At 64.8% G+C, this 19,437-nt stretch carries 17 protein-coding genes; 15 read left to right on the top strand and 2 right to left on the bottom strand.

What is annotated here, in order from left to right; all coding sequences use genetic code 11:
• Positions 1-67 precede the first annotated feature (67 nt).
• From C3F42_RS15000 to C3F42_RS14990, 3 genes are read left to right on the top strand one after another with little or no spacing between them, the layout of a single operon-like run.
• Positions 68-1,087 carry an aminoglycoside phosphotransferase family protein gene (locus tag C3F42_RS15000; RefSeq protein ID WP_094011464.1) on the top strand — a complete coding sequence of 340 codons (1,020 nt, stop codon included), beginning with the start codon at positions 68-70 and terminating at the stop codon, positions 1,085-1,087.
• On the top strand, positions 1,084-1,755 hold the full coding sequence (gene murU, locus C3F42_RS14995) for an N-acetylmuramate alpha-1-phosphate uridylyltransferase MurU (protein WP_023632128.1): 672 nt from the start codon (positions 1,084-1,086) through the stop codon (positions 1,753-1,755). The genes C3F42_RS15000 and murU overlap by 4 nt, the downstream gene beginning before the upstream one ends.
• A 1-nt stretch (position 1,756) precedes the next feature.
• Positions 1,757-2,521 (top strand): TerB family tellurite resistance protein, encoded by a 765-nt coding sequence (locus tag C3F42_RS14990; RefSeq protein WP_038707236.1) that lies wholly within the window; start codon positions 1,757-1,759, stop codon positions 2,519-2,521.
• 51 nt (positions 2,522-2,572) lie between these two features.
• Here C3F42_RS14990 and C3F42_RS14985 read toward each other — a convergent pair whose 3' ends face one another.
• Positions 2,573-3,577: an alpha/beta hydrolase family protein gene (locus tag C3F42_RS14985; RefSeq protein WP_094011463.1), complete on the bottom strand. Its 1,005-nt coding sequence runs from the start codon at positions 3,575-3,577 to the stop codon at positions 2,573-2,575.
• A gap of 95 nt (positions 3,578-3,672) precedes the next feature.
• On the opposite strand from C3F42_RS14985, the gene C3F42_RS14980 reads away from it, so the two are divergent.
• The 9 genes from C3F42_RS14980 (at position 3,673) to trpE (ending at position 14,563) form a co-directional block, all read left to right on the top strand.
• On the top strand, positions 3,673-6,075 hold the full coding sequence (locus C3F42_RS14980; RefSeq protein WP_094011462.1) for a PAS domain S-box protein: 2,403 nt from the start codon (positions 3,673-3,675) through the stop codon (positions 6,073-6,075).
• The gene (locus C3F42_RS14975) at positions 6,069-6,701 is read left to right on the top strand and encodes a response regulator transcription factor (protein ID WP_172670942.1); all 633 of its coding nucleotides are present in this window, start codon (positions 6,069-6,071) and stop codon (positions 6,699-6,701) included. Before C3F42_RS14980 ends, C3F42_RS14975 begins: the two co-directional genes overlap by 7 nt.
• Before the next feature lie 224 nt (positions 6,702-6,925).
• Entirely contained in the window at positions 6,926-8,038 is a 1,113-nt protein-coding gene (locus C3F42_RS14970) for an ABC transporter ATP-binding protein (protein WP_046857370.1), read from the top strand.
• 40 nt (positions 8,039-8,078) lie between these two features.
• Positions 8,079-9,113 carry an ABC transporter substrate-binding protein gene (locus C3F42_RS14965; RefSeq protein ID WP_023630660.1) on the top strand — a complete coding sequence of 345 codons (1,035 nt, stop codon included), beginning with the start codon at positions 8,079-8,081 and terminating at the stop codon, positions 9,111-9,113.
• A 126-nt stretch (positions 9,114-9,239) separates the two neighbouring features.
• On the top strand, positions 9,240-10,487 hold the full coding sequence (locus C3F42_RS14960) for an ABC transporter permease (protein WP_094011460.1): 1,248 nt from the start codon (positions 9,240-9,242) through the stop codon (positions 10,485-10,487).
• Between the two features lie 11 nt (positions 10,488-10,498).
• Positions 10,499-11,326, top strand: a complete 828-nt coding sequence (locus tag C3F42_RS14955) for an ABC transporter permease (RefSeq protein ID WP_023630658.1) — start codon at positions 10,499-10,501, stop codon at positions 11,324-11,326.
• Positions 11,327-11,521: 195 nt separating this feature from the next.
• On the top strand, positions 11,522-12,196 hold the full coding sequence (gene rpe, locus C3F42_RS14950; RefSeq protein WP_031315131.1) for a ribulose-phosphate 3-epimerase: 675 nt from the start codon (positions 11,522-11,524) through the stop codon (positions 12,194-12,196).
• Positions 12,193-13,011, top strand: coding sequence for a phosphoglycolate phosphatase (locus C3F42_RS14945; RefSeq protein WP_094011459.1), 819 nt, complete (start codon positions 12,193-12,195; stop codon positions 13,009-13,011). The genes rpe and C3F42_RS14945 overlap by 4 nt, the downstream gene beginning before the upstream one ends.
• Positions 13,012-13,081: 70 nt before the next feature.
• Positions 13,082-14,563, top strand: a complete 1,482-nt coding sequence (gene trpE / locus C3F42_RS14940; protein WP_094011458.1) for an anthranilate synthase component I — start codon at positions 13,082-13,084, stop codon at positions 14,561-14,563.
• Positions 14,564-14,595: 32 nt separating this feature from the next.
• Here trpE and estP read toward each other — a convergent pair whose 3' ends face one another.
• Positions 14,596-16,497, bottom strand: a complete 1,902-nt coding sequence (estP, locus tag C3F42_RS14935) for an esterase EstP (RefSeq protein ID WP_094011457.1) — start codon at positions 16,495-16,497, stop codon at positions 14,596-14,598.
• A 373-nt stretch (positions 16,498-16,870) separates the two neighbouring features.
• Between estP and C3F42_RS14930 the strand changes: the two genes are divergently transcribed.
• The 3 genes from C3F42_RS14930 to trpC are packed head-to-tail and all read left to right on the top strand — an operon-like array spanning position 16,871 to position 19,353.
• Positions 16,871-17,464 carry an aminodeoxychorismate/anthranilate synthase component II gene (locus C3F42_RS14930; RefSeq protein ID WP_023629300.1) on the top strand — a complete coding sequence of 198 codons (594 nt, stop codon included), beginning with the start codon at positions 16,871-16,873 and terminating at the stop codon, positions 17,462-17,464.
• Positions 17,465-17,473: 9 nt separating this feature from the next.
• Positions 17,474-18,523 carry an anthranilate phosphoribosyltransferase gene (gene trpD, locus C3F42_RS14925; RefSeq protein ID WP_094011456.1) on the top strand — a complete coding sequence of 350 codons (1,050 nt, stop codon included), beginning with the start codon at positions 17,474-17,476 and terminating at the stop codon, positions 18,521-18,523.
• Entirely contained in the window at positions 18,520-19,353 is an 834-nt protein-coding gene (gene trpC / locus C3F42_RS14920; RefSeq protein WP_023629302.1) for an indole-3-glycerol phosphate synthase TrpC, read from the top strand. The genes trpD and trpC overlap by 4 nt, the downstream gene beginning before the upstream one ends.
• Positions 19,354-19,437 lie beyond the last annotated feature (84 nt).

The following is a 19,437-nucleotide window of genomic DNA, read 5'->3' as shown; positions in this document are numbered from 1 at the left end:
CTGAAAAAGATGCTGGATAATAAAGCATGACCCGCTTGACGGCTAGGGCCGTCGGAGAACCCTTGTAATGCCCGATCACGATGTACGCCTGCAACAACTGACCGCCTGGCTTGCCGGGCAACTGGAGAACCTCTTCCGTACCAATGCCTGGGGCGAAGTGCCCGCCGGCAGCCTGACCGCCGCCAGCAGCGATGCGAGTTTCCGCCGCTACTTCCGCTGGGAGGGCGCCGGGCACAGCTTCGTGATCATGGATGCGCCGCCGCCCCAGGAGAACTGCCGCCCGTTCGTCGACATCGACCATTTGCTGGCCACGGCCGGCGTGAACGTGCCGGTCATCCATGCCCAGGACTTGGAGCGCGGTTTCCTGCTGCTGGGGGATCTCGGCCGCCAGACATACCTGGACATCATTGATCAGGGCAATGCCGATGCCCTGTTCGCCGACGCCATCGATGCGCTGCTGGCGTTCCAGCGCTTGCCGATGGACGCGGCACTGCCCAGCTACGATGTCGCCCTGCTGCGCCGTGAGGTCGAGCTGTTCCCCGAGTGGTACGTGGGCCGCGCGCTTGGCCTGAGCTTCAGCGACGCGCAACAGGCCATTTGGCAGCGGGTCAGCCAGCTGCTGATCGACAGTGCCCTGGCCCAGCCCAAGGTACTGGTGCACCGCGACTACATGCCGCGCAACCTGATGCACAGTGCGCAAAATCCAGGCGTGCTGGATTTCCAGGATGCGGTCTATGGCCCGGTCACCTACGACATCACCTGCCTGTTCAAGGACGCTTTCCTCAGCTGGCCCCAGGCCCGCATCGAGGGCTGGTTGCGTGATTACTGGCGCAAGGCGCAGGCCGCCGGGATTCCGGTACAGGCAGACTTCGAAGCCTTCCAGCGTGCCAGCGACCTGATGGGGGTGCAGCGCCACCTCAAGGTGATCGGTATCTTCGCGCGCATCTGCCACCGCGACGGCAAGCCACGCTACCTGGCCGACGTGCCGCGTTTCTTTGCCTATATAGATGAGGTGATCAGCCGCCGGCCTGAGCTGGCCGAGCTGGGCCAGCTGATTGCCGAACTCCAGGCCGGGGCGCGTTCATGAAGGCGATGATCCTGGCGGCAGGCAAGGGCGAGCGCATGCGCCCGCTGACCCTGCACACGCCCAAGCCGCTGGTGCGAGCCGCCGGCAAGCCGTTGATCGAGTATCACCTCGAGGCGCTGGCCCGTGCCGGTATTGGCGAGGTGGTCATCAACCACGCCTGGCTTGGCCAGCAGATCGAGGATCACCTGGGCGATGGCAGCCGCTTCGGCCTGGTGATCAGCTATTCGCCGGAGGGCGAACCGCTGGAGACCGGTGGCGGGATCTTCAAGGCGCTGCCGTTGCTGGGTGATGCGCCGTTCATCCTGGTCAATGGCGATGTCTGGACCGACTACGACTTCGCCGGCCTGAATGCGCCGTTGCACGGCCTGGCGCATCTGGTGCTGGTGGACAACCCCGGCCACCACGGCCGGGGCGACTTCCGCCTGGCGGACGGGCAGGTGAGCGATGGCGATGACGCCCCGGGAACGCTGACTTTCAGTGGTATCTCTGTACTGGACCCGGCGCTGTTCGCAGGTTGCCAGCCCGGCGCATTCAAACTGGCCCCGTTGTTGCGCAAGGCCATGGCCGACGGTCGAGTGAGTGGTGAGCACTACCGTGGCCACTGGATCGATGTCGGCACCCTCGAGCGTCTGGCCGATGTCGAGCGCCTGATCGGGGAGCGTGCCTGATATGTGGTGGCCGAGCACAGTGATTGGTGCCGGTGCCGGTTTCGCCGTGGCCAGCATCCCCGGCGCGTTGCTGGGGGCGCTGCTGGGCCAGGCCATGGATCGGCGCCTGCGGCTGCAGGGTTGGGAAGACGTGCGCGAGCGCCTGGGCGGGCGCCCGGCGCTGCGTGACGAAGAGTTGTTGTTTGTGTTGCTCGGCCGCTTGGCCAAGAGTGATGGCAGGGTTGTCGAGGGTCACATCCAGCAGGCGCGACAGGAGATGTCCCGTCTGGACCTGGCGGAACCTGCTCGGATGCGAGCGATTGCCGCGTTCAACCGCGGGAAGTCGGGCAAGGAGCGCCTGGGGCACTACCTGCGCCGTATCAGGGTGCAGCCCCACGGCGCCGAAGGTACCTTGCGCGCCTGCTGGCGCATGGTCTGGGCCGACGGCAAGGCCGGGCGGCAGGAACGCGACCTGTTGCTGGGCTGGGGCCAGCAACTGGGGCTCAGTCGCAACCAGGTGCAGGCCTTGTCGCTGGAGTATGAGCCTCGCCGGTCGTCGATAGAAGGTGGCGTCATGACCTATGCGGCGGCGCTGAGGTTGCTGGGGGTGGAGCCGGACACCGAGGCCGACCGGGTCAAGCAGGCCTATCGGCGATTGCTCAGCCGGCATCATCCGGACAAGCTGGTGGGCAGTGGCGCCAGCGAAGCGAAGGTGCGCGAGGCGACCGAGCTTACCCGCGAGCTGCATCAGGCCTATGCCATGATCCGCAAGCGGCGGGGCTTGTAACGCCATTGTGGGCAAGGTCGCGCCTGCCGGAGTAGGCAGGCGCGGTCACTCTTACTCTGCCTTCGGCGTCAGCCAGCCGCGTACCCGACGCAACAGTTGTTCCTGCTCCGCCGATTTGTTGCCAGGCACGGCCATCAGCGAAAGCTGTCGGTACAGGCTGCTCTTCTGCCGCTTGCTAGCTTGCAGGCGCTGCTGGGCCGCGAGCCGATCGGCTGTGCGGGTGGCGTAGTAGAGGTCGGCGGTCGGCACCTTGAGGGTCGGCGTCAGGCTCAGCAGGTCATGCTCGACCCGCGCCGGTGTCTGCGCGGCGACCATCACCAGTTTCTGCACTTGAGGCGGCTGCTTCTCGCTGAGATAGCGCGCGGCCCAGTATGCGCCACTGCCGCTGCCCAGCAGCACGATGCTGCGCGCCTTCTGCTGCTGGGCATAGGCCACGGCGGCGTCGAGGCGGGCGAAGATACGCTCGGCGTCCTCCTCGCTGGTGTGTTCGTCGGCTTCGACCGCGTCGGTGCTCTCGGCGGTATCCGCTTCCGGCGCGGTCGCCTGGGCGACGTTGGCGTTGGCATCGGCAGGCGTGTCCTTGGCCGGAGCCGACTCGCCGTCCTCTTTTTTCGGTTCGACTGCAGGCTTGGCCTCGACCCGCGCCTGCGGGCGCTCGGCCAGCAGGTCGGGCATGCTCAGGCTCAAGGTGCCCCAGCCGACATCGGGGAAACCACGGCGCAGCGGGCCAACGGTGGTCGGCCAGTCGGCGCTTTCGCCCGCGCCAGGGACAATGATCACCGCGCCTTGCGGGTCGCTGTCGTTGGCCGGCTTCCACAGCGCCAGGAAGTTTTCACCATTGGCCTGCAAGGTCTGTTGTTCTGCCTTGGGTACCTGGCGCTCGAGGGCCAGTGCATCGTCCTGGCTACGCTCGAGCAGCGGTGGGCGCGGAGCGGGGGCGGAGGCGGCCGCCTCGACGGGCGCTTCGGGTTTCTCGGCGTCGTCGGCCTGAGCCGCGAACGGCAGGGCCGAAGCCAGGCAGAACATTGCCAGCGTCGTGCGATAAAGTGTGAACATCGATCAATCCAAGGCCAGAATCATACTGGCAGCCTAATGGTATTTGCCCGCGACGGCCACGCCAGGTGGCCGTCATTGCCAAGACGAGCGTAGAGATGAAGCGAGTGCGTTGCCTGTGGGTTATCGGCTGGTTGTGTCTACCCTTGATCGCCCTGGCCAAGCCGCCGGCGCCGCCCGCAGTGGTACTGGATCCAGCCCAGCAGCAATGGTTGGACGAACACCGCGGCTTGCGCGTCGGCCTGGTACTGCAGGCGCCCTATGCCCAGTTCGACCGCCGCCTGCAGCAATTCTACGGGGCCAACGTCGAACTGGTCGGCGCCCTGTCCCAGGCGTTGGGCCTGGATTTGACCTGGCGCGGCTTTGCCGATCAGGCCGCCCTTGAGCATGCCTTGCAGGCGGGCGAGATCGATTTCGCCCCAGGCCTTATGCAAACGCCGACCAGCCTGCGGCTGTGGCTGTTCAGTGACCCTTACATGCGTGTGCCGCAGCTGGTGGTGGGGATGCGCAGCGGCGCGGTAGCCGTGGAACTGGAAAAACTGAACGCCAATGACCGCGTGGCGGTACGCATGCCCGGTACCTTGGCGGATTACCTGCGCGGCAACTACGGCAATCTGAACCTGCAGGGTGTACCCGACGAGCGCGAGGCCCTGCAGTTGGTGTTGGGCGGGCAGGCCAGCTTCGCCGTGCTGGACGAGGCGCAGCTCAGCCGGCTGTCGCGCGAAGGCGAGTTCGCCGACCTCGCGGTGGTGGGTGATATCGGTCTGCCGCAACTGCTGCGGGTCGGCTCACGGCGCGATTGGCCAATGCTGGCCGATATTCTTGAGCGTGCCTTGCAGGTCCTGCCGGCCAAGACTCTGGAGCAGATGCACCAGCGCTGGTTGCAGCCCAGGTATCCACGGTTCTCCGAATCCGCCGGGTTCTGGCAGAACCTGGCCTTGCTGTTCGGCCTGCTGCTGCTGTGCGCCTTGGCCACCCTGGCTTGGCAGCGTCGTCAGCAGCGCGGCCTGGAGCGTGGGTTGCTGGCGGCCCGGGAGAGCCTGGTCGAGCGCCAGGTGCGTGAGGAGGCTTTGCGTCTGAGTCAGTTTTCCATCGACCAGAGCACGGTGGGCATCCTCTGGGTCAACTGGGACAGCCATGTGCGCTACGCCAACCATGCCGCCGAGCGCATGCTGGGCTTTGCCGAGGGGGCGTTGCTGGAGCTGCCACTGGTCGTTATCGAGCCGAACCTGAAGATGGATCGCTGGCTGGAACTGTGGAAGCGTGCCCGTACCGGAGATGGCGGCGAACAGCAGTTCGAAAGCCAGTGTCGGCGCGCCGATGGCAGCCTGTTCCCGGTCGAGTTGTCGCTGTCGTTCCTGCGTTTTCGCGATGCCGAGTACCTGGTGGTGTTCCTCGCCGACGTCACCGAGCGCCGGCGCGACCTGGCCGCGTTGCGCGAAAGCGAGGCGCGGCTCAAGGGGATCGCTGGCAACGTGCCGGGGCTGGTGTTCCGCCTGGAGCGCGATCCGGCCGAAGGCGACCCGGAATTTCCCTACATCAGCGAAGGCAGCGAGGCGCTGGTCGGCTACACCCCGGCGGCGATCCAGCACCCGCAGATGGGGCTGCGCAACCTGGTCCACCCGGAGGATCGCGCCGACTACCATCGGGTCCAGGACCTGGCCTTGGCCAGCGACCGGGACTGGTCCTGGCAGGGGCGTATCCTCACCCGCCAGGGCGAGCAGCGCTGGGCCGACATCAAGGCGACCACTCGCCGCCTGGCCGATGGGCGCATGGTGTGGGATGGCGTGGTCTGGGACATCACCCAGGGCAAGCAGGCCGAGCTGGCGCTGGCCGGGTCCCAGGAGCAATTGCGCGAGTTGTCGGCGCACCTGGAAAGCGTGCGCGAAGAGGAGAAGGCGCGGATTGCCCGCGAAGTCCACGACGAACTGGGGCAGATGCTCACGGTGCTCAAGCTTGAGGTGTCGATGTGCGAGCTTGCCTTCGCCGAACTGGATCCCGCCCTCAACGAGCGCCTGGCCAGCATGAAGCGCCTGATCGCCCAGCTGTTCCAGCTGGTACGCGACGTGGCTACGGCCCTGCGCCCGCCTATCCTCGACGCCGGCATCGCCTCGGCCATCGAGTGGCAGGCGCGGCGTTTCGAGGCTCGCACGCAGATCCCCTGCCTGGTGCAGGTACCGGACAATCTGCCACCCTTGAGCGATGCCAAGGCCATCGGCCTGTTCCGTATCTTGCAGGAGGCGCTGACCAACGTCATGCGCCATGCCCAGGCGCACACGGTGCAGATCGAGCTGGTTCACGAGGCCGGGCAGTTGCGCATGACCGTGATCGACGACGGCGTGGGGTTTGCCATGGAGGCGGCGCGGCCGACTTCGTTCGGCCTGGTGGGTGTGCGTGAGCGGGTGCTGATGCACGGTGGCAGCATGAGCCTGGACAGCGAGCCGGGCGAGGGCACCAGCCTGAGCGTGGCGATTCCTTTGAAGCAGGAGAAACAATCGTGATTCGAGTGCTGGTGGCGGAAGACCACACCATCGTCCGGGAAGGCATCAAGCAATTGATCGGCCTGGCCAAGGACATGCAGGTGGCGGGCGAGGCGGGCAATGGCGAGCAGTTGCTGGAGACCCTGCGCCACACGCCCTGCGAGGTGGTGCTGCTGGATATCTCCATGCCTGGGGTGAATGGCCTGGAAGCGATCCCGCGGATCCGCGCGCTGAACAACCCGCCGGCGATCCTGATGCTGTCGATGCATGACGAGGCGCAGATGGCGGCGCGGGCGCTCAAGGCCGGAGCGGCGGGCTATGCGACCAAGGACAGCGATCCGGCGCTGTTGCTCACGGCCATCCGTCGAGTGGCGGGGGGAGGGCGCTACATCGACCCGGCCCTGGCCGACCGCATGGTATTCGAGGTGGGCCTGACCGAAACCCGGCCGCTGCACACCCTGCTGTCCGAGCGTGAGTTCTCGGTGTTCGAGCGCCTGGCCCAAGGCGCCAACGTCAACGACATCGCCCTGCAACTGGCGCTGTCGAGCAAGACCATCAGCACCCACAAGGCGCGGCTGATGCAGAAGCTCAAGGTCAACTCGCTGGCGGAGCTGGTGAAATACGCCATGGAGCACAAGTTAGTGTGAGTGTTCTGGTTACGACAATGGCTTTTACGCGATCTCACCGCAGGAGCGGCTAAAGCCGCTTCTGCAAAGCTCGAGTTACCTGAAAACGCCATCCTTGTAGGGCGATCCCTACAACAAGTCTTCCATCCGGATGATGGCATTCTCTCAGCGCCCCCGATTTCCGGGGCTTTACGCGTCTTCTACGCTTTTGCCTACGCAGTCATTCCAACAAGAAGGTGCAGGGCATGAGCGAGGCGAATTCGAACGAGACGCTGGTCAGCTTCCGAGGTGTGCAGAAGAGCTACGACGGCGAATCGCTGATCGTCAAGGACCTCAACCTGGACATCCGCAAGGGCGAGTTCCTGACCCTGCTCGGCCCTTCCGGTTCGGGCAAGACAACCAGCCTGATGATGCTGGCAGGTTTCGAGACCCCCACCGCCGGTGAGATCCAGCTGGCCGGGCGCTCGATCAACAATGTGCCGCCGCACAAGCGCGATATCGGCATGGTGTTCCAGAACTACGCACTGTTCCCGCACATGACCGTGGCCGAGAACCTGGCCTTCCCGCTGACCGTGCGCAACCTCAGCAAGACAGACGTCAGCGAGCGGGTCAAGCGCGTGCTCGGCATGGTTCAGCTTGATGCCTTCGCCAAACGCTATCCCGGCCAGCTTTCCGGTGGCCAGCAGCAGCGCGTGGCGCTGGCACGCGCCCTGGTGTTCGAGCCGCAACTGGTGCTGATGGACGAGCCGCTTGGCGCCCTCGACAAACAGCTGCGTGAACACATGCAGATGGAGATCAAGCACATCCACCAGCGCCTGGGCGTGACCGTGGTCTACGTGACCCACGACCAGGGCGAAGCGCTGACCATGTCCGACCGGGTGGCGGTGTTCCATCAGGGCGAGATCCAGCAGATCGCCGACCCGCGCACCCTTTACGAAGAGCCTTGCAACACCTTCGTCGCCAACTTCATCGGTGAGAACAACCGCATCAACGGCACCCTGCTGGCCAGTGACGGTAATCGTTGCCAGGTGCAACTGGCCCGTGGCGAGCGGGTCGATGCGCTGGCGGTGAATGTCGGCCAGGCCGGTGACCCGGTGACCCTGTCGATCCGCCCCGAGCGGGTACGCTTGAACGGCCACAGCGAGAACTGCGTCAACCGCTTCTCCGGTCGTGTCGCCGAGTTCATCTACCTAGGTGACCACGTGCGGGTACGCCTGGAGGTCTGTGGCAAGGCCGATTTCTTCGTCAAGCAGCCGATCGCCGAGCTCGACCCGGCCCTGGCTGTGGGCGACGTGGTACCGCTGGGCTGGGAGGTGGAGCACGCCCGCGCGCTCGATCCGATTGCCGAGGCCCATTAATGGTTTGCTTCACCAACCCTGAACTGTGGAGAGAATAATAATGCGCAAGCAGTTGAAACTGACCGCCCTGGCCCTTGGCCTGTTCGCCGCCGGCCAGGCCATGGCGGCCGACCTGACCGTGATTTCCTTCGGCGGCGCCAACAAGGCGGCCCAGACCAAGGCGTTCTACGAGCCTTGGGAAAAGGCGGGCAAGGGCAAGATTGTCGCCGGGGAGTACAACGGCGAGATGGCCAAGGTCAAAGCCATGGTCGACACCAAGAGCGTCAGCTGGAACCTGGTCGAGGTGGAGTCGCCGGAGTTGGCCCGGGGTTGCGATGAAGGCATGTTCGAAGAGCTTGACCCCGCACTGTTCGGTAATGAAGGCGACTTCGTGCCCGGGGCCATTCAGCCGTGCGGCGTGGGCTTCTTCGTCTGGTCCACGGTGCTGGCCTACAACGCCGACAAACTCAAGAGCGCGCCTGCCAGTTGGGCCGATTTCTGGGACACCAAGAAATTCCCGGGCAAGCGCGGCCTGCGCAAGGGCGCCAAGTACACCCTCGAATTCGCCCTGATGGCTGACGGCGTCGCACCCAAAGAGGTGTACAAGGTGCTGGCCACCAAGGAAGGCCAGGACCGCGCCTTCAAGAAGCTCGACGAACTCAAGCCGAGCATCCAGTGGTGGGAAGCCGGTGCCCAGCCGCCGCAGTACCTGGCCTCGGGTGACGTGGTCATGAGCTCGGCATACAACGGTCGTATCGCCGCGGTGCAGAAGGAAAGCAACCTCAAGGTGGTGTGGAACGGCGGCATCTACGACTTCGATGCCTGGGCCATCCCGAAAGGCGCCAAGGATGCGGAGGAGGCGAAGAAATTCATTGCCTACACCGTCCAGCCCGAGCAGCAGAAGACTTACTCCGAGAACATTGCCTACGGCCCGGCCAACTCCAAGGCCGTCCCGCTGCTGGCCGACGCGGTGAAGAAGGACATGCCGACCACCCCTGAGAACATCGCCAACCAGGTGCAGATCGACGTGGCCTTCTGGGCCGACAACAGCGAACAGCTGGAGCAACGCTTCAACGCCTGGGCGGCGAAGAAGTAAACCATCTGGAGCCTTCATCGCCGGTAAGCCGGCTCCCATAAAACCTGTGCAGTACTTGTGGGAGCCGGCTTGCCGGCGATGGGCTGCGCAGCAGCCCCAATTTCAGCCTGTATCGCGGAGTTCGCCATGGCCATTGCAGTGCCCCTCAACGAAGGCGCGGGTAAAAGCCTCAAGCAGCGCCTCAAGCATGCCGAGCGGGTCAACCGCTGGAAGGCCCAGGCGTTGATCGCGCCGCTGGCGCTGTTCCTCCTGCTGGTGTTCCTGGTGCCGATCGCGGCACTGTTGTACAAGAGCGTCGGCAACCCCGAGGTTGTCGCCGGCCTTCCGCGCACCGTCGAGGCAGTCGCGCAGTGGGATGGCAAGAGCCTGCCGGGCGAGGAGGTCTACAAGGCCCTGAGTCAGGACCTGGCCGAGTCTCGCAAGAACCAGACCCTGGGTGACCTTTCCAAGCGCCTTAACATGGAGCTGGCCGGCTACCGCAGCCTGCTGGCCAAGACCGCGCGGGCGCTGCCGTTCAAGGCCGAGCCTGCCTCCTATAAAGAAGCCTTGCAGACGCTCGACGAGCGCTGGGGCGATCCTGCCTACTGGCAGGCGATCCGTCGCAACACCAGCAGTGTCACGCCGTTCTACCTGCTGGCCGCGCTGGACCACCGTATCGACGACCTGGGCGAATTGGCCAAGGCCACCCCCGATCAGGCCATCTACCTGGACATCTTCGCTCGCACCCTGTGGATGGGGGTGGTGATCACCGTGATCTGCCTGGTGCTGGCGTATCCCCTGGCTTACCTGCTGGCCAACCTGCCGACCCGGCAGAGCAACCTGCTGATGATCCTGGTGCTGCTGCCGTTCTGGACCTCCATCCTGGTGCGGGTGGCTGCATGGATCGTGCTGTTGCAGTCAGGCGGGCTGATCAACAGTGCGCTGATGGCCGTGGGCATCATCGACCAGCCGCTGGAACTGGTGTTCAACCGTACCGGCGTGTACATCTCCATGGTGCACATCCTGCTGCCGTTCATGATCCTGCCGCTGTACAGCGTGATGAAAGGCATCTCGCCCAGCTACATGCGGGCGGCGATCTCCCTCGGCTGCCATCCGTTCGCCAGTTTCTGGCGGGTGTACTTCCCGCAGACCTACGCCGGTGTCGGCGCCGGCTGCCTGCTGGTGTTCATCCTGGCCATCGGCTACTACATCACCCCGGCGCTGCTGGGCAGCCCGAACGACCAGATGGTCAGCTACTTCGTCGCCTTCTACACCAACACCAGCATCAACTGGGGCATGGCCACCGCCCTGGGCGGGTTGTTGCTGCTGGCCACCGTGCTGCTGTACCTGATCTATAGCTGGCTGGTCGGCGCCAGCCGCCTGCGCCTGAGCTGAGGAGCCTTGTCATGCTGAGCCCTTACATGTCGCCCGTGGAGCGGGTGTGGTTCTACAGCCTGCGCATCCTGTGCGGCCTGATCCTGCTGTTCCTGGTGTTGCCGGTGCTGGTGATCATCCCGCTGTCGTTCAACAGCGGAAGCTTCCTGGTCTATCCCCTGCAAGGCTTTTCGTTGCACTGGTACCAGGACTTCTTCGCCTCCGCCGAATGGATGCGCGCCCTGAAGAACAGCATCATCGTGGCCCCGGCAGCCACGCTGCTGGCCATGGTGTTCGGCACCCTGGCGGCCATCGGCCTGACCCGTGGCGACTTCCCCGGCAAGTCGCTGGTGATGGCGCTGGTGATCTCGCCGATGGTGGTGCCGGTGGTGATCATCGGTGTGGCCAGCTACCTGTTCTTCGCGCCGTTGGGCATGGGTAACAGCTTCACCTCGCTGATCCTGGTGCATGCGGTGCTGGGTGTGCCGTTCGTGATCATTACCGTGTCGGCCACGCTGCAGGGGTTCAACTACAACCTGGTGCGCGCGGCGGCGAGCCTTGGGGCCTCGCCTCTACTGGCCTTCCGTCGGGTGACCTTGCCGTTGATCGCCCCTGGGGTGATCTCCGGTGCGCTGTTCGCCTTCGCCACGTCGTTCGATGAGGTGGTGGTGACCCTGTTCCTTGCCGGGCCCGAGCAGGCGACCCTGCCACGGCAGATGTTCAGCGGCATCCGCGAGAACCTGAGCCCGACCATCGCGGCGGCGGCCACCTTGTTGATCGCCTTCTCGGTGATCCTGCTGCTGACCCTGGAGTGGCTGCGTGGGCGCAGTGAAAAACTGAGGACCCAGCAGCCAGGTTGAATCTTCGGCGCGGGTGACGTAGGAGCGGGCTTGCCCCGCGATGGCATACCGAATTCGCGATCGCAATCGCGGGGCAAACCCGCTCCCGCGCCATCCGTTCGACCATCTGCTGCGCCGGCGTTGATACCAATCAGCCCCGATTCGCTTCCCTGAGTTACAATGCGCGCCACCGTGATTCTGCCCAACAGGTGCGCCATGCAGCCCTACGCTATTGCCCCCTCCATTCTGTCCGCCGACTTCGCCCGCCTGGGCGAGGACGTCGACAAGGTCCTGGCCGCCGGGGCCGACATCGTCCACTTCGATGTCATGGACAACCACTACGTGCCCAACCTGACCATCGGTCCGATGGTCTGCAGCGCCCTGCGCAAGTACGGCGTGACCGCACCCATCGACGTGCACCTGATGGTTAGCCCGGTCGACCGCATCATCGGTGACTTCATCGAGGCCGGCGCCACCTACATCACCTTCCACCCGGAAGCCTCGCAGCACATCGACCGCTCGCTGCAACTGATCAAGGACGGCGGCTGCAAGGCTGGCCTGGTGTTCAATCCGGCCACCAGCCTGGATGCGTTGAAGTACGTGATGGACAAGATCGACATGGTCCTGCTGATGAGCGTCAACCCGGGTTTCGGCGGCCAGAAGTTCATCCCCGGCACCCTCGACAAGCTGCGCGAAGCCCGTGCCCTGATCGACGCCAGCGGTCGTGACATCCGCCTGGAGATCGACGGTGGCGTGAACGTCAACAACATCCGCGAGATCACCGCCGCCGGTGCTGACACCTTCGTCGCCGGCTCGGCGATCTTCAATGCCCCGGACTACAAGGAAGTCATCGACAAGATGCGTGCTGAAATGGCGCTGGCACGCGCATGAGCGGCTTCGAGCAGCTGTTCCCGGGGACACTGCCCAGGCTGGTGATGTTCGATCTGGATGGCACCCTGATCGATTCGGTACCCGACCTGGCCGCAGCCGTCGACCAAACGCTGCTCGAACTCGGGCGACCGCCTGCAGGCCTTGAGGCCGTGCGCCACTGGGTCGGTAACGGTGCCCAGGTGCTGGTGCGCCGGGCGCTGGCCGGTGGTATCGACCACGCCGCAGTGGACGACGAACTGGCCGAGCGCGCGCTGGCGCTGTTCATGGAGGCCTATGCCGACAATCATGAACTCACCGTGGTCTACCCCGGTGTGCGCGACACCCTGCGCTGGTTGCGCAAGCAGGGTGTGGAAATGGCGCTGATCACCAACAAGCCCGAGCGCTTCGTTGCCCCTTTGCTCGACCAGATGAAGATCGGGCGCTACTTCCGCTGGATCATCGGCGGCGACACCCTGCCACAGAAGAAGCCCGACCCTGCGGCGCTGCTGTTTGTCATGAAAATGGCCGGCGTCAGCGCCGAGCAGGCGCTGTTCGTCGGCGATTCACGCAGCGACGTGCTGGCCGCCAAGGCCGCGGGGGTGCAGTGCGTCGGCCTGAGCTATGGCTACAACCATGGCCGCCCCATCGACGAGGAGTCGCCCAGCCTGGTGCTCAGCGACCTGCGCCTGCTGCTGCCCGGTTGCTTAGTCACCGACACTGGGATAACGTTGGCGGACCTTCAAGCCCCGCAAAGCAGAGACAACGACGTGGTGGTTACTGGCAAATTCTGGATGAAAGTCATCAAGGCCCTGGCCCGCTGGCGCTGGCGCGCCTGACTCCCGCCCGCCGGCGCCTGCCGGTACATCCGTTTGCCCGACCCCATTGCTGCTTGCCCCGAGGCTACACATGACCCGCGAAGAATTCCTGCGCCTGGCCGCTGCCGGCTACAACCGCATCCCCCTGGCCTGCGAAACCCTGGCTGACTTCGACACGCCGCTGTCGATCTACCTGAAACTGGCTGACCAGCCCAACTCCTACCTGCTCGAGTCCGTGCAAGGTGGCGAGAAGTGGGGCCGCTACTCGATGATCGGCTTGCCGTCGCGCACCGTCATGCGTGTGCATGGCTACCATGTGAGCATCCTGCAGGATGGCGTCGAGGTCGAAAGCCACGACGTCGAAGACCCGCTGGCTTTCGTCGAGGCGTTCAAGGACCGTTACAAGGTCGCTGACATCCCAGGCTTGCCGCGCTTCAATGGTGGCCTGGTCGGTTACTTCGGCTACGACTGCGTGCGCTATGTGGAAAAACGCCTGGGTGCCAGCCCGAACCCCGATCCGCTTGGCGTGCCGGATATCCTGCTGATGGTCTCCGACGCGGTGGTGGTGTTCGACAACCTGGCCGGCAAGATGCACGCGATCGTGCTGGTCGATCCGGCCGAAGAACAAGCGTTCGAGCAGGGCCAGGCCCGCCTGCAAGGTTTGCTGGACACCCTCCGCCAGCCGATCACCCCGCGGCGCGGCCTGGACTTGAGCGGGCCGCAGGCGGCCGAGCCCGAGTTCCGCTCCAGCTACACCCGTGACGACTACGAAAGTGCGGTGGGCCGGATCAAGGAATACATCCTGGCCGGCGACTGCATGCAGGTGGTGCCGTCCCAGCGCATGTCCATCGACTTCAAGGCCGCGCCCATCGACCTTTACCGGGCGCTGCGTTGCTTCAACCCGACGCCGTACATGTACTTCTTCAATTTCGGCGACTTCCATGTGGTCGGCAGCTCGCCGGAAGTGCTGGTGCGGGTCGAAGACAACCTGGTGACCGTGCGCCCGATCGCCGGTACCCGCCCGCGTGGCGCCACCGAAGAAGCCGACCGGGCCCTGGAAGACGACCTGCTGTCGGACGACAAGGAAATCGCCGAGCACCTGATGCTGATCGACCTCGGGCGCAACGACGTGGGCCGTGTATCGTCCACCGGCAGTGTGCGCCTGACCGAGAAGATGGTGATCGAGCGTTACTCGAACGTCATGCATATCGTGTCCAACGTCACTGGTCAGCTGCGGGAAGGCCTGACCGCCATGGACGCACTGCGGGCGATCCTGCCGGCCGGCACCCTGTCGGGTGCGCCGAAGATCCGCGCGATGGAAATCATCGATGAGCTCGAACCGGTCAAGCGCGGTGTCTACGGTGGCGCGGTGGGCTATTTTGCCTGGAATGGCAACATGGATACCGCCATCGCCATCCGCACTGCGGTGATCAAGGACGGCGAACTGCATGTGCAGGCCGGTGGCGGCATTGTCGCCGACTCGGTGCCGGCGCTGGAGTGGGAAGAGACCATCAACAAGCGCCGGGCGATGTTCCGTGCGGTGGCGCTGGCCGAGCAGAGCTGCTCCAAGTAGATTGATCGGGGCCGCAACGCGGCCCCGACAAATCAGAAGTCCAGGCTCAATGCCACGCTCACTCCCTGCTGGCGCAACTCATCACTCTTGCGCCAGTTGTAGTTCCCCCGCAGGTTCAATCCCGGCACCAGTTCATGGCTCACCCCCAGGCTGGCCCGCGTCAGGTTGCTGTGTGGTGTATAGCCGGTGAGGGTGAAGTCGTTTGCCGGCAGGCTGGTCAGATGCATGCGCAGGTCCTGCTGGTCATCCTCGAACTCATGCTCGCGGGCCACCTCGGCGAACAGCTTTGTCGTCGGCAGCACTTGCACGCTACCCAGCAGGCCGGCTCCGAGCCGGCGTGACGTACGTTCCTGGTCGTCGAAACCGAGCGCTGTGGAGCGGCCGCTCTTCTCGTCGTAGCCATCGACCTTGACCCGCGCGTAGTCGGCACTGATGAACGGCGCCAGTTGCCAGTGGCTGCTCTCGGGCGCCAGGTTGTAGCCCACCCGGCCGGTGACGGCCCAGGCCTCGCCATCGGTGTCGCCTTTCTCGCTGCGGTCGTTCACACCCAGGGCGAAGGTGCGCTTGAGGTCGCGGTAATCCAGGTGACCGGCGGTCAATGCCGCATCGGCCCACCAGCGATCCTGGCGGTACTGGGCGAAGGCGCTGGCCAGGTAGCTGTCGAGCTTGTAGTCCGAGTCATCCTGGCCCGCCTCGAGTTTTTGCCGGTACACGCCGGCCGCCAGCCCCACGCGCCAGGCGTCGTCGAGCCGGTAGCTGCCGCCGAGGGTCAGGTTGTAACCGCGCCCGTCACCACTGGCGGCGCTGCGCTGGCTGCCGAAGTCCAGGTCCTGGCCGCCGGTGGCGACGAAGGCCTGCCATTGACCGACGGCCTGCCAGGGTGTTTGCCACTGGTTGCGCAGTTCATCCTGGTGGGCGCGGATACTGGCGTGGGCGATTTCCGGGAGCAGGGTCAGTTCCCACGGCGCGGCCAGGATCGAATAGGCATAGTCGGCGATCAGCTGCTGGCCGGCGATGGTCGGGTGTACCGAGTCGTTGAACAGCAGCCGGGTCGGGTCCGGGGTAGTACCGTTCAGCCCGTAGACCGGGTTGCCCACGCAGCCGTCGCCGCTGTAGCAGGTGCCGACCAGGTTCTGGTCGGCGGCCAGGCCGAACTGGGCGGGGCTGGTGAGGGCCTCTTGCAGCAGGGTTGGGATGTTGAGCGGAATGATCTCGGCGTTGATCTGCCCCAGCTGGCTGACCAATGACTGGTTGAACACGCCGGACAGCTGCGACAGCGGTCCTTGCTGGGGGGTGCCGCTGAAGTTCGGTGTCTGTCCCAGGTCTGGCAGCAGCCAGACCATGATGTAACGCGCGCCGCCCTGTTGCAGCGCCTGGGCGCTGGCCGCCAGGCGGGCACCTGCTGCGGCTGCGGTCGCGGGGCTGTTGACCAGGCCTTGGAGGAAGTCGTTGCCGCCACCGGTCAGGTAGTACAGGGCATTGGGGTCGGCGCGCAGGCCGTTGGCCAGGTAACCGTCACGCTCGCGCAGGACCACCCCCGCGCCAGGGCGCCCGGGCGGGATGACGGCTTTCGAGGTGTCGGTGATCGAGTCGAGGATCTGCTGGGTGGTGTAGCCGCCCACGGCCCAGTTGTTGCCGTCGGGCGTGCCTTGCAACTGGTTGGTGAGTGATGTCGATGGTCCCAGGGCAGTTCCCGAAAAGCCCAACCTGCCCCCCAGGATCATCGGCGAGACGGGCGCGTAGTTGCCATCGGCATCGCGGTTGGTGAAACGCATGCCTGGCGTGCCGCCGGTCAGGTCGGGAAACTGCCCGGCATCACTGAGGCTGTCGCCAAAGACGATGAGCGATGAATAAGGGGAGGGGCCGGCCATCGCCTGGCTGCAAGCCAGGGCGAGGATGCCGAGGGCGGAGTACAGGAAGGGAGTCTTGCGCATGCATGAATATCCTTTTCGTTGTTTTTATCGAAGCAAGCCGCATGACCTTAGCAAATCGCCGGTCTTCGCCCACCATCGCATTGGTTTCCCAGTGTTTACGGGCGTATTGCGCCCGTCGCCCCGGTAGGCTACTGTGCCCTGACGTATGAACGAGACCTACCCCGTGTTGATCGTCAGCAAACTCTTGATGCGCGTTATCAAGGCCGTCGCCCGTTGGCGTTGGCGCGCCTGACTTTATCTCTTGCCGGCATGCCCGGCCCGCTCCTGTTTGCCTTCCCTTCGCTTTAACCGCCGCCCACCGCGGAATTTTCCCGCGCCCACGGCAGCAGGGAAGGCTCGAATCAAAAGTCAGTATTCAAGAGGTTCGTTCCAGATGTTACTGATGATCGACAATTACGACTCCTTCACCTACAACGTCGTGCAGTACCTCGGCGAGCTCGGTGCCGAGGTCAAGGTCATTCGCAATGACGAAATGACCATCGCCCAGATCGAAGCCCTGAACCCCGAACGCATCGTCGTCTCCCCGGGCCCCTGCACGCCGAGCGAAGCGGGTGTGTCCATCGAGGCCATCCTGCATTTTGCCGGCAAGCTGCCGATCCTCGGCGTGTGCCTGGGTCACCAGTCCATCGGCCAGGCCTATGGCGGTGACGTGGTGCGTGCCCGCCAGGTGATGCACGGCAAGACCAGCCCGGTGTTCCACCGCGACCTGGGTGTGTTCTCGGGCCTGAACAACCCGCTCACCGTGACCCGCTACCACTCCTTGGTGGTCAAGCGCGACACGTTGCCCGACTGCCTGGAAGTGACCGCCTGGACCGCGCATGAAGACGGCTCCGTCGACGAGATCATGGGCCTGCGTCATAAAACCCTGAACGTGGAGGGGGTACAGTTCCACCCGGAATCCATCCTCACCGAGCAGGGACACGAGCTGTTCGCCAACTTCCTCAAGCAGACCGGCGGACGCCGTTAAGGACCGATCATGGAAATCAAGACCGCTTTGAGCCGCATTGTCGGCCACCTGGACCTGTCCACAGAGGAAATGCGCGACGTCATGCGCCAGATCATGACCGGCCAGTGCACCGAGGCGCAGATCGGCGCCTTCCTCATGGGCATGCGCATGAAGAGCGAGAGCATCGACGAGATCGTCGGCGCGGTGTCGGTGATGCGTGAGCTGGCCGACAAGGTCGAGCTCAAGACCCTCGACGGCGTGGTCGACATCGTCGGCACCGGCGGCGACGGCGCCAACATCTTCAACGTGTCCACCGCCTCGGCCTTCGTGCTGGCGGCTGCGGGCTGCACGGTGGCCAAGCACGGCAACCGCGCCGTTTCCGGCAAGAGCGGCAGCGCCGACCTGCTGGAAGCCGCCGGCATCTACCTGAACCTGACCCCGGTGCAGGTGGCCCGCTGCATAGACAGCCTCGGCATCGGCTTCATGTTCGCCCAGACCCACCATACCGCGATGAAGCACGCCGCCGGCCCGCGTCGCGAGCTGGGGCTGCGTACCTTGTTCAACATGCTCGGCCCGCTTACGAATCCGGCCGGTGTGAAGCACCAGGTGGTCGGCGTGTTCACCCAGGCCCTGTGCCGCCCATTGGCCGAAGTGCTGCAGCGGATGGGCAGCAAGCATGTGCTGGTGGTGCACTCCAAGGATGGCCTGGACGAGTTCAGCCTGGCTGCGCCAACCTTTGTCGCTGAACTGAAGAACGGCCAGATCACCGAGTATTGGGTCGAGCCGGAAGACCTCGGCATGAAGAGCCAGAGCCTCCATGGCCTGGCGGTCGAGGGCCCGCAGGCCTCGCTGGAACTGATCCGCGATGCCCTGGGCCGACGCAAGACCGAGAACGGCCAGAAGGCCGCCGAGATGATCGTGCTCAACGCTGGCGCGGCGCTGTATGCCGCTGATCACGCGATGACCCTGGCCCAGGGTGTCGAGCTGGCTCACGATGTCCTGCACACCGGCTTGGCCTGGGAAAAACTCCAGGAACTGGGCGCCTTTACCGCGGTATTCAAGGTGGAGAACGAAGCATGAGTGTACCGACGGTGCTGGAAAGGATCATCGCCCGCAAGTTCCAGGAAGTGGCCGAGCGCAGCGCGCGGGTCAGCCTGGGCGAGCTCGAGCGCCTGGCCAAGGTGGCCGATGCCCCGCGTGGCTTTGCCAATGCCCTGATCGAGCAGGCCAGGCGCAAGCAGCCGGCGGTCATCGCCGAAATCAAGAAGGCTTCGCCGAGCAAGGGCGTGATCCGCGAAAACTTCGTGCCGGCGGAAATTGCCGTCAGCTACGAGAAGGGTGGCGCGACCTGTCTGTCGGTGCTGACCGACGTGGACTACTTCCAGGGCGCTGACATCTACCTGCAGCAGGCGCGTGCCGCCGTTTCGCTGCCGGTGATCCGCAAGGACTTCATGGTCGATCCTTATCAGATCGTCGAGGCCCGCGCCCTGGGTGCCGACTGCGTGCTGTTGATCGTGTCGGCGCTGGACGACGTGAAAATGGCCGAGTTGGCGGCCACGGCCAAGGACGTCGGCCTCGACGTGCTGGTCGAAGTGCATGACGGCGATGAACTGGAGCGTGCGCTGAAGACCCTCGACACACCGCTGGTCGGGGTCAACAACCGTAACCTGCACACCTTCGAGGTCAGCCTGGAGACCACCCTCGACCTGCTGCCGCGCATCCCGCGTGACCGTCTGGCGATTACCGAAAGCGGCATCCTCAACCGGGCCGATGTCGAGCTGATGGAAATCAACGAGGTGTATTCCTTCCTGGTCGGCGAGGCGTTCATGCGCGCGGAGCAGCCAGGGTTGGAGCTGCAGCGGCTGTTCTTCCCCGAGCAAGTGAAGAAGACCGTTCAGCAACTGGACTGATCGAACCGAAAGCCGGCGTTTTTGCCGGCTTTTTCATACCTGTACCGGCCTCATCGCGGGGCAAGCCCGCTCCCACGTTGTCCC

Origin of the sequence: Pseudomonas sp. PONIH3 (assembly GCF_002934345.1) — a bacterium.
In the GTDB taxonomy this organism is placed as follows: domain Bacteria; phylum Pseudomonadota; class Gammaproteobacteria; order Pseudomonadales; family Pseudomonadaceae; genus Aquipseudomonas; species Aquipseudomonas soli.
The sequence above is the reverse complement of the archived record's forward strand: the minus strand, read 5'-3'. Positions and strand labels throughout refer to the sequence as shown.

Coding starts and splice junctions, on each gene's coding strand:
- C3F42_RS15000 (WP_094011464.1), top strand. CDS start 68: ATGCCCGATCACGATGTACGCCTGCAACAACTGACCGCCTGGCTTGCC.
- murU (WP_023632128.1), top strand. CDS start 1,084: ATGAAGGCGATGATCCTGGCGGCAGGCAAGGGCGAGCGCATGCGCCCG.
- C3F42_RS14990 (WP_038707236.1), top strand. CDS start 1,757: ATGTGGTGGCCGAGCACAGTGATTGGTGCCGGTGCCGGTTTCGCCGTG.
- C3F42_RS14985 (WP_094011463.1), bottom strand. CDS start 3,577: ATGTTCACACTTTATCGCACGACGCTGGCAATGTTCTGCCTGGCTTCG.
- C3F42_RS14980 (WP_094011462.1), top strand. CDS start 3,673: ATGAAGCGAGTGCGTTGCCTGTGGGTTATCGGCTGGTTGTGTCTACCC.
- C3F42_RS14970 (WP_046857370.1), top strand. CDS start 6,926: ATGAGCGAGGCGAATTCGAACGAGACGCTGGTCAGCTTCCGAGGTGTG.
- C3F42_RS14965 (WP_023630660.1), top strand. CDS start 8,079: ATGCGCAAGCAGTTGAAACTGACCGCCCTGGCCCTTGGCCTGTTCGCC.
- C3F42_RS14960 (WP_094011460.1), top strand. CDS start 9,240: ATGGCCATTGCAGTGCCCCTCAACGAAGGCGCGGGTAAAAGCCTCAAG.
- C3F42_RS14955 (WP_023630658.1), top strand. CDS start 10,499: ATGCTGAGCCCTTACATGTCGCCCGTGGAGCGGGTGTGGTTCTACAGC.
- rpe (WP_031315131.1), top strand. CDS start 11,522: ATGCAGCCCTACGCTATTGCCCCCTCCATTCTGTCCGCCGACTTCGCC.
- C3F42_RS14945 (WP_094011459.1), top strand. CDS start 12,193: ATGAGCGGCTTCGAGCAGCTGTTCCCGGGGACACTGCCCAGGCTGGTG.
- trpE (WP_094011458.1), top strand. CDS start 13,082: ATGACCCGCGAAGAATTCCTGCGCCTGGCCGCTGCCGGCTACAACCGC.
- estP (WP_094011457.1), bottom strand. CDS start 16,497: ATGCGCAAGACTCCCTTCCTGTACTCCGCCCTCGGCATCCTCGCCCTG.
- C3F42_RS14930 (WP_023629300.1), top strand. CDS start 16,871: ATGTTACTGATGATCGACAATTACGACTCCTTCACCTACAACGTCGTG.
- trpD (WP_094011456.1), top strand. CDS start 17,474: ATGGAAATCAAGACCGCTTTGAGCCGCATTGTCGGCCACCTGGACCTG.
- trpC (WP_023629302.1), top strand. CDS start 18,520: ATGAGTGTACCGACGGTGCTGGAAAGGATCATCGCCCGCAAGTTCCAG.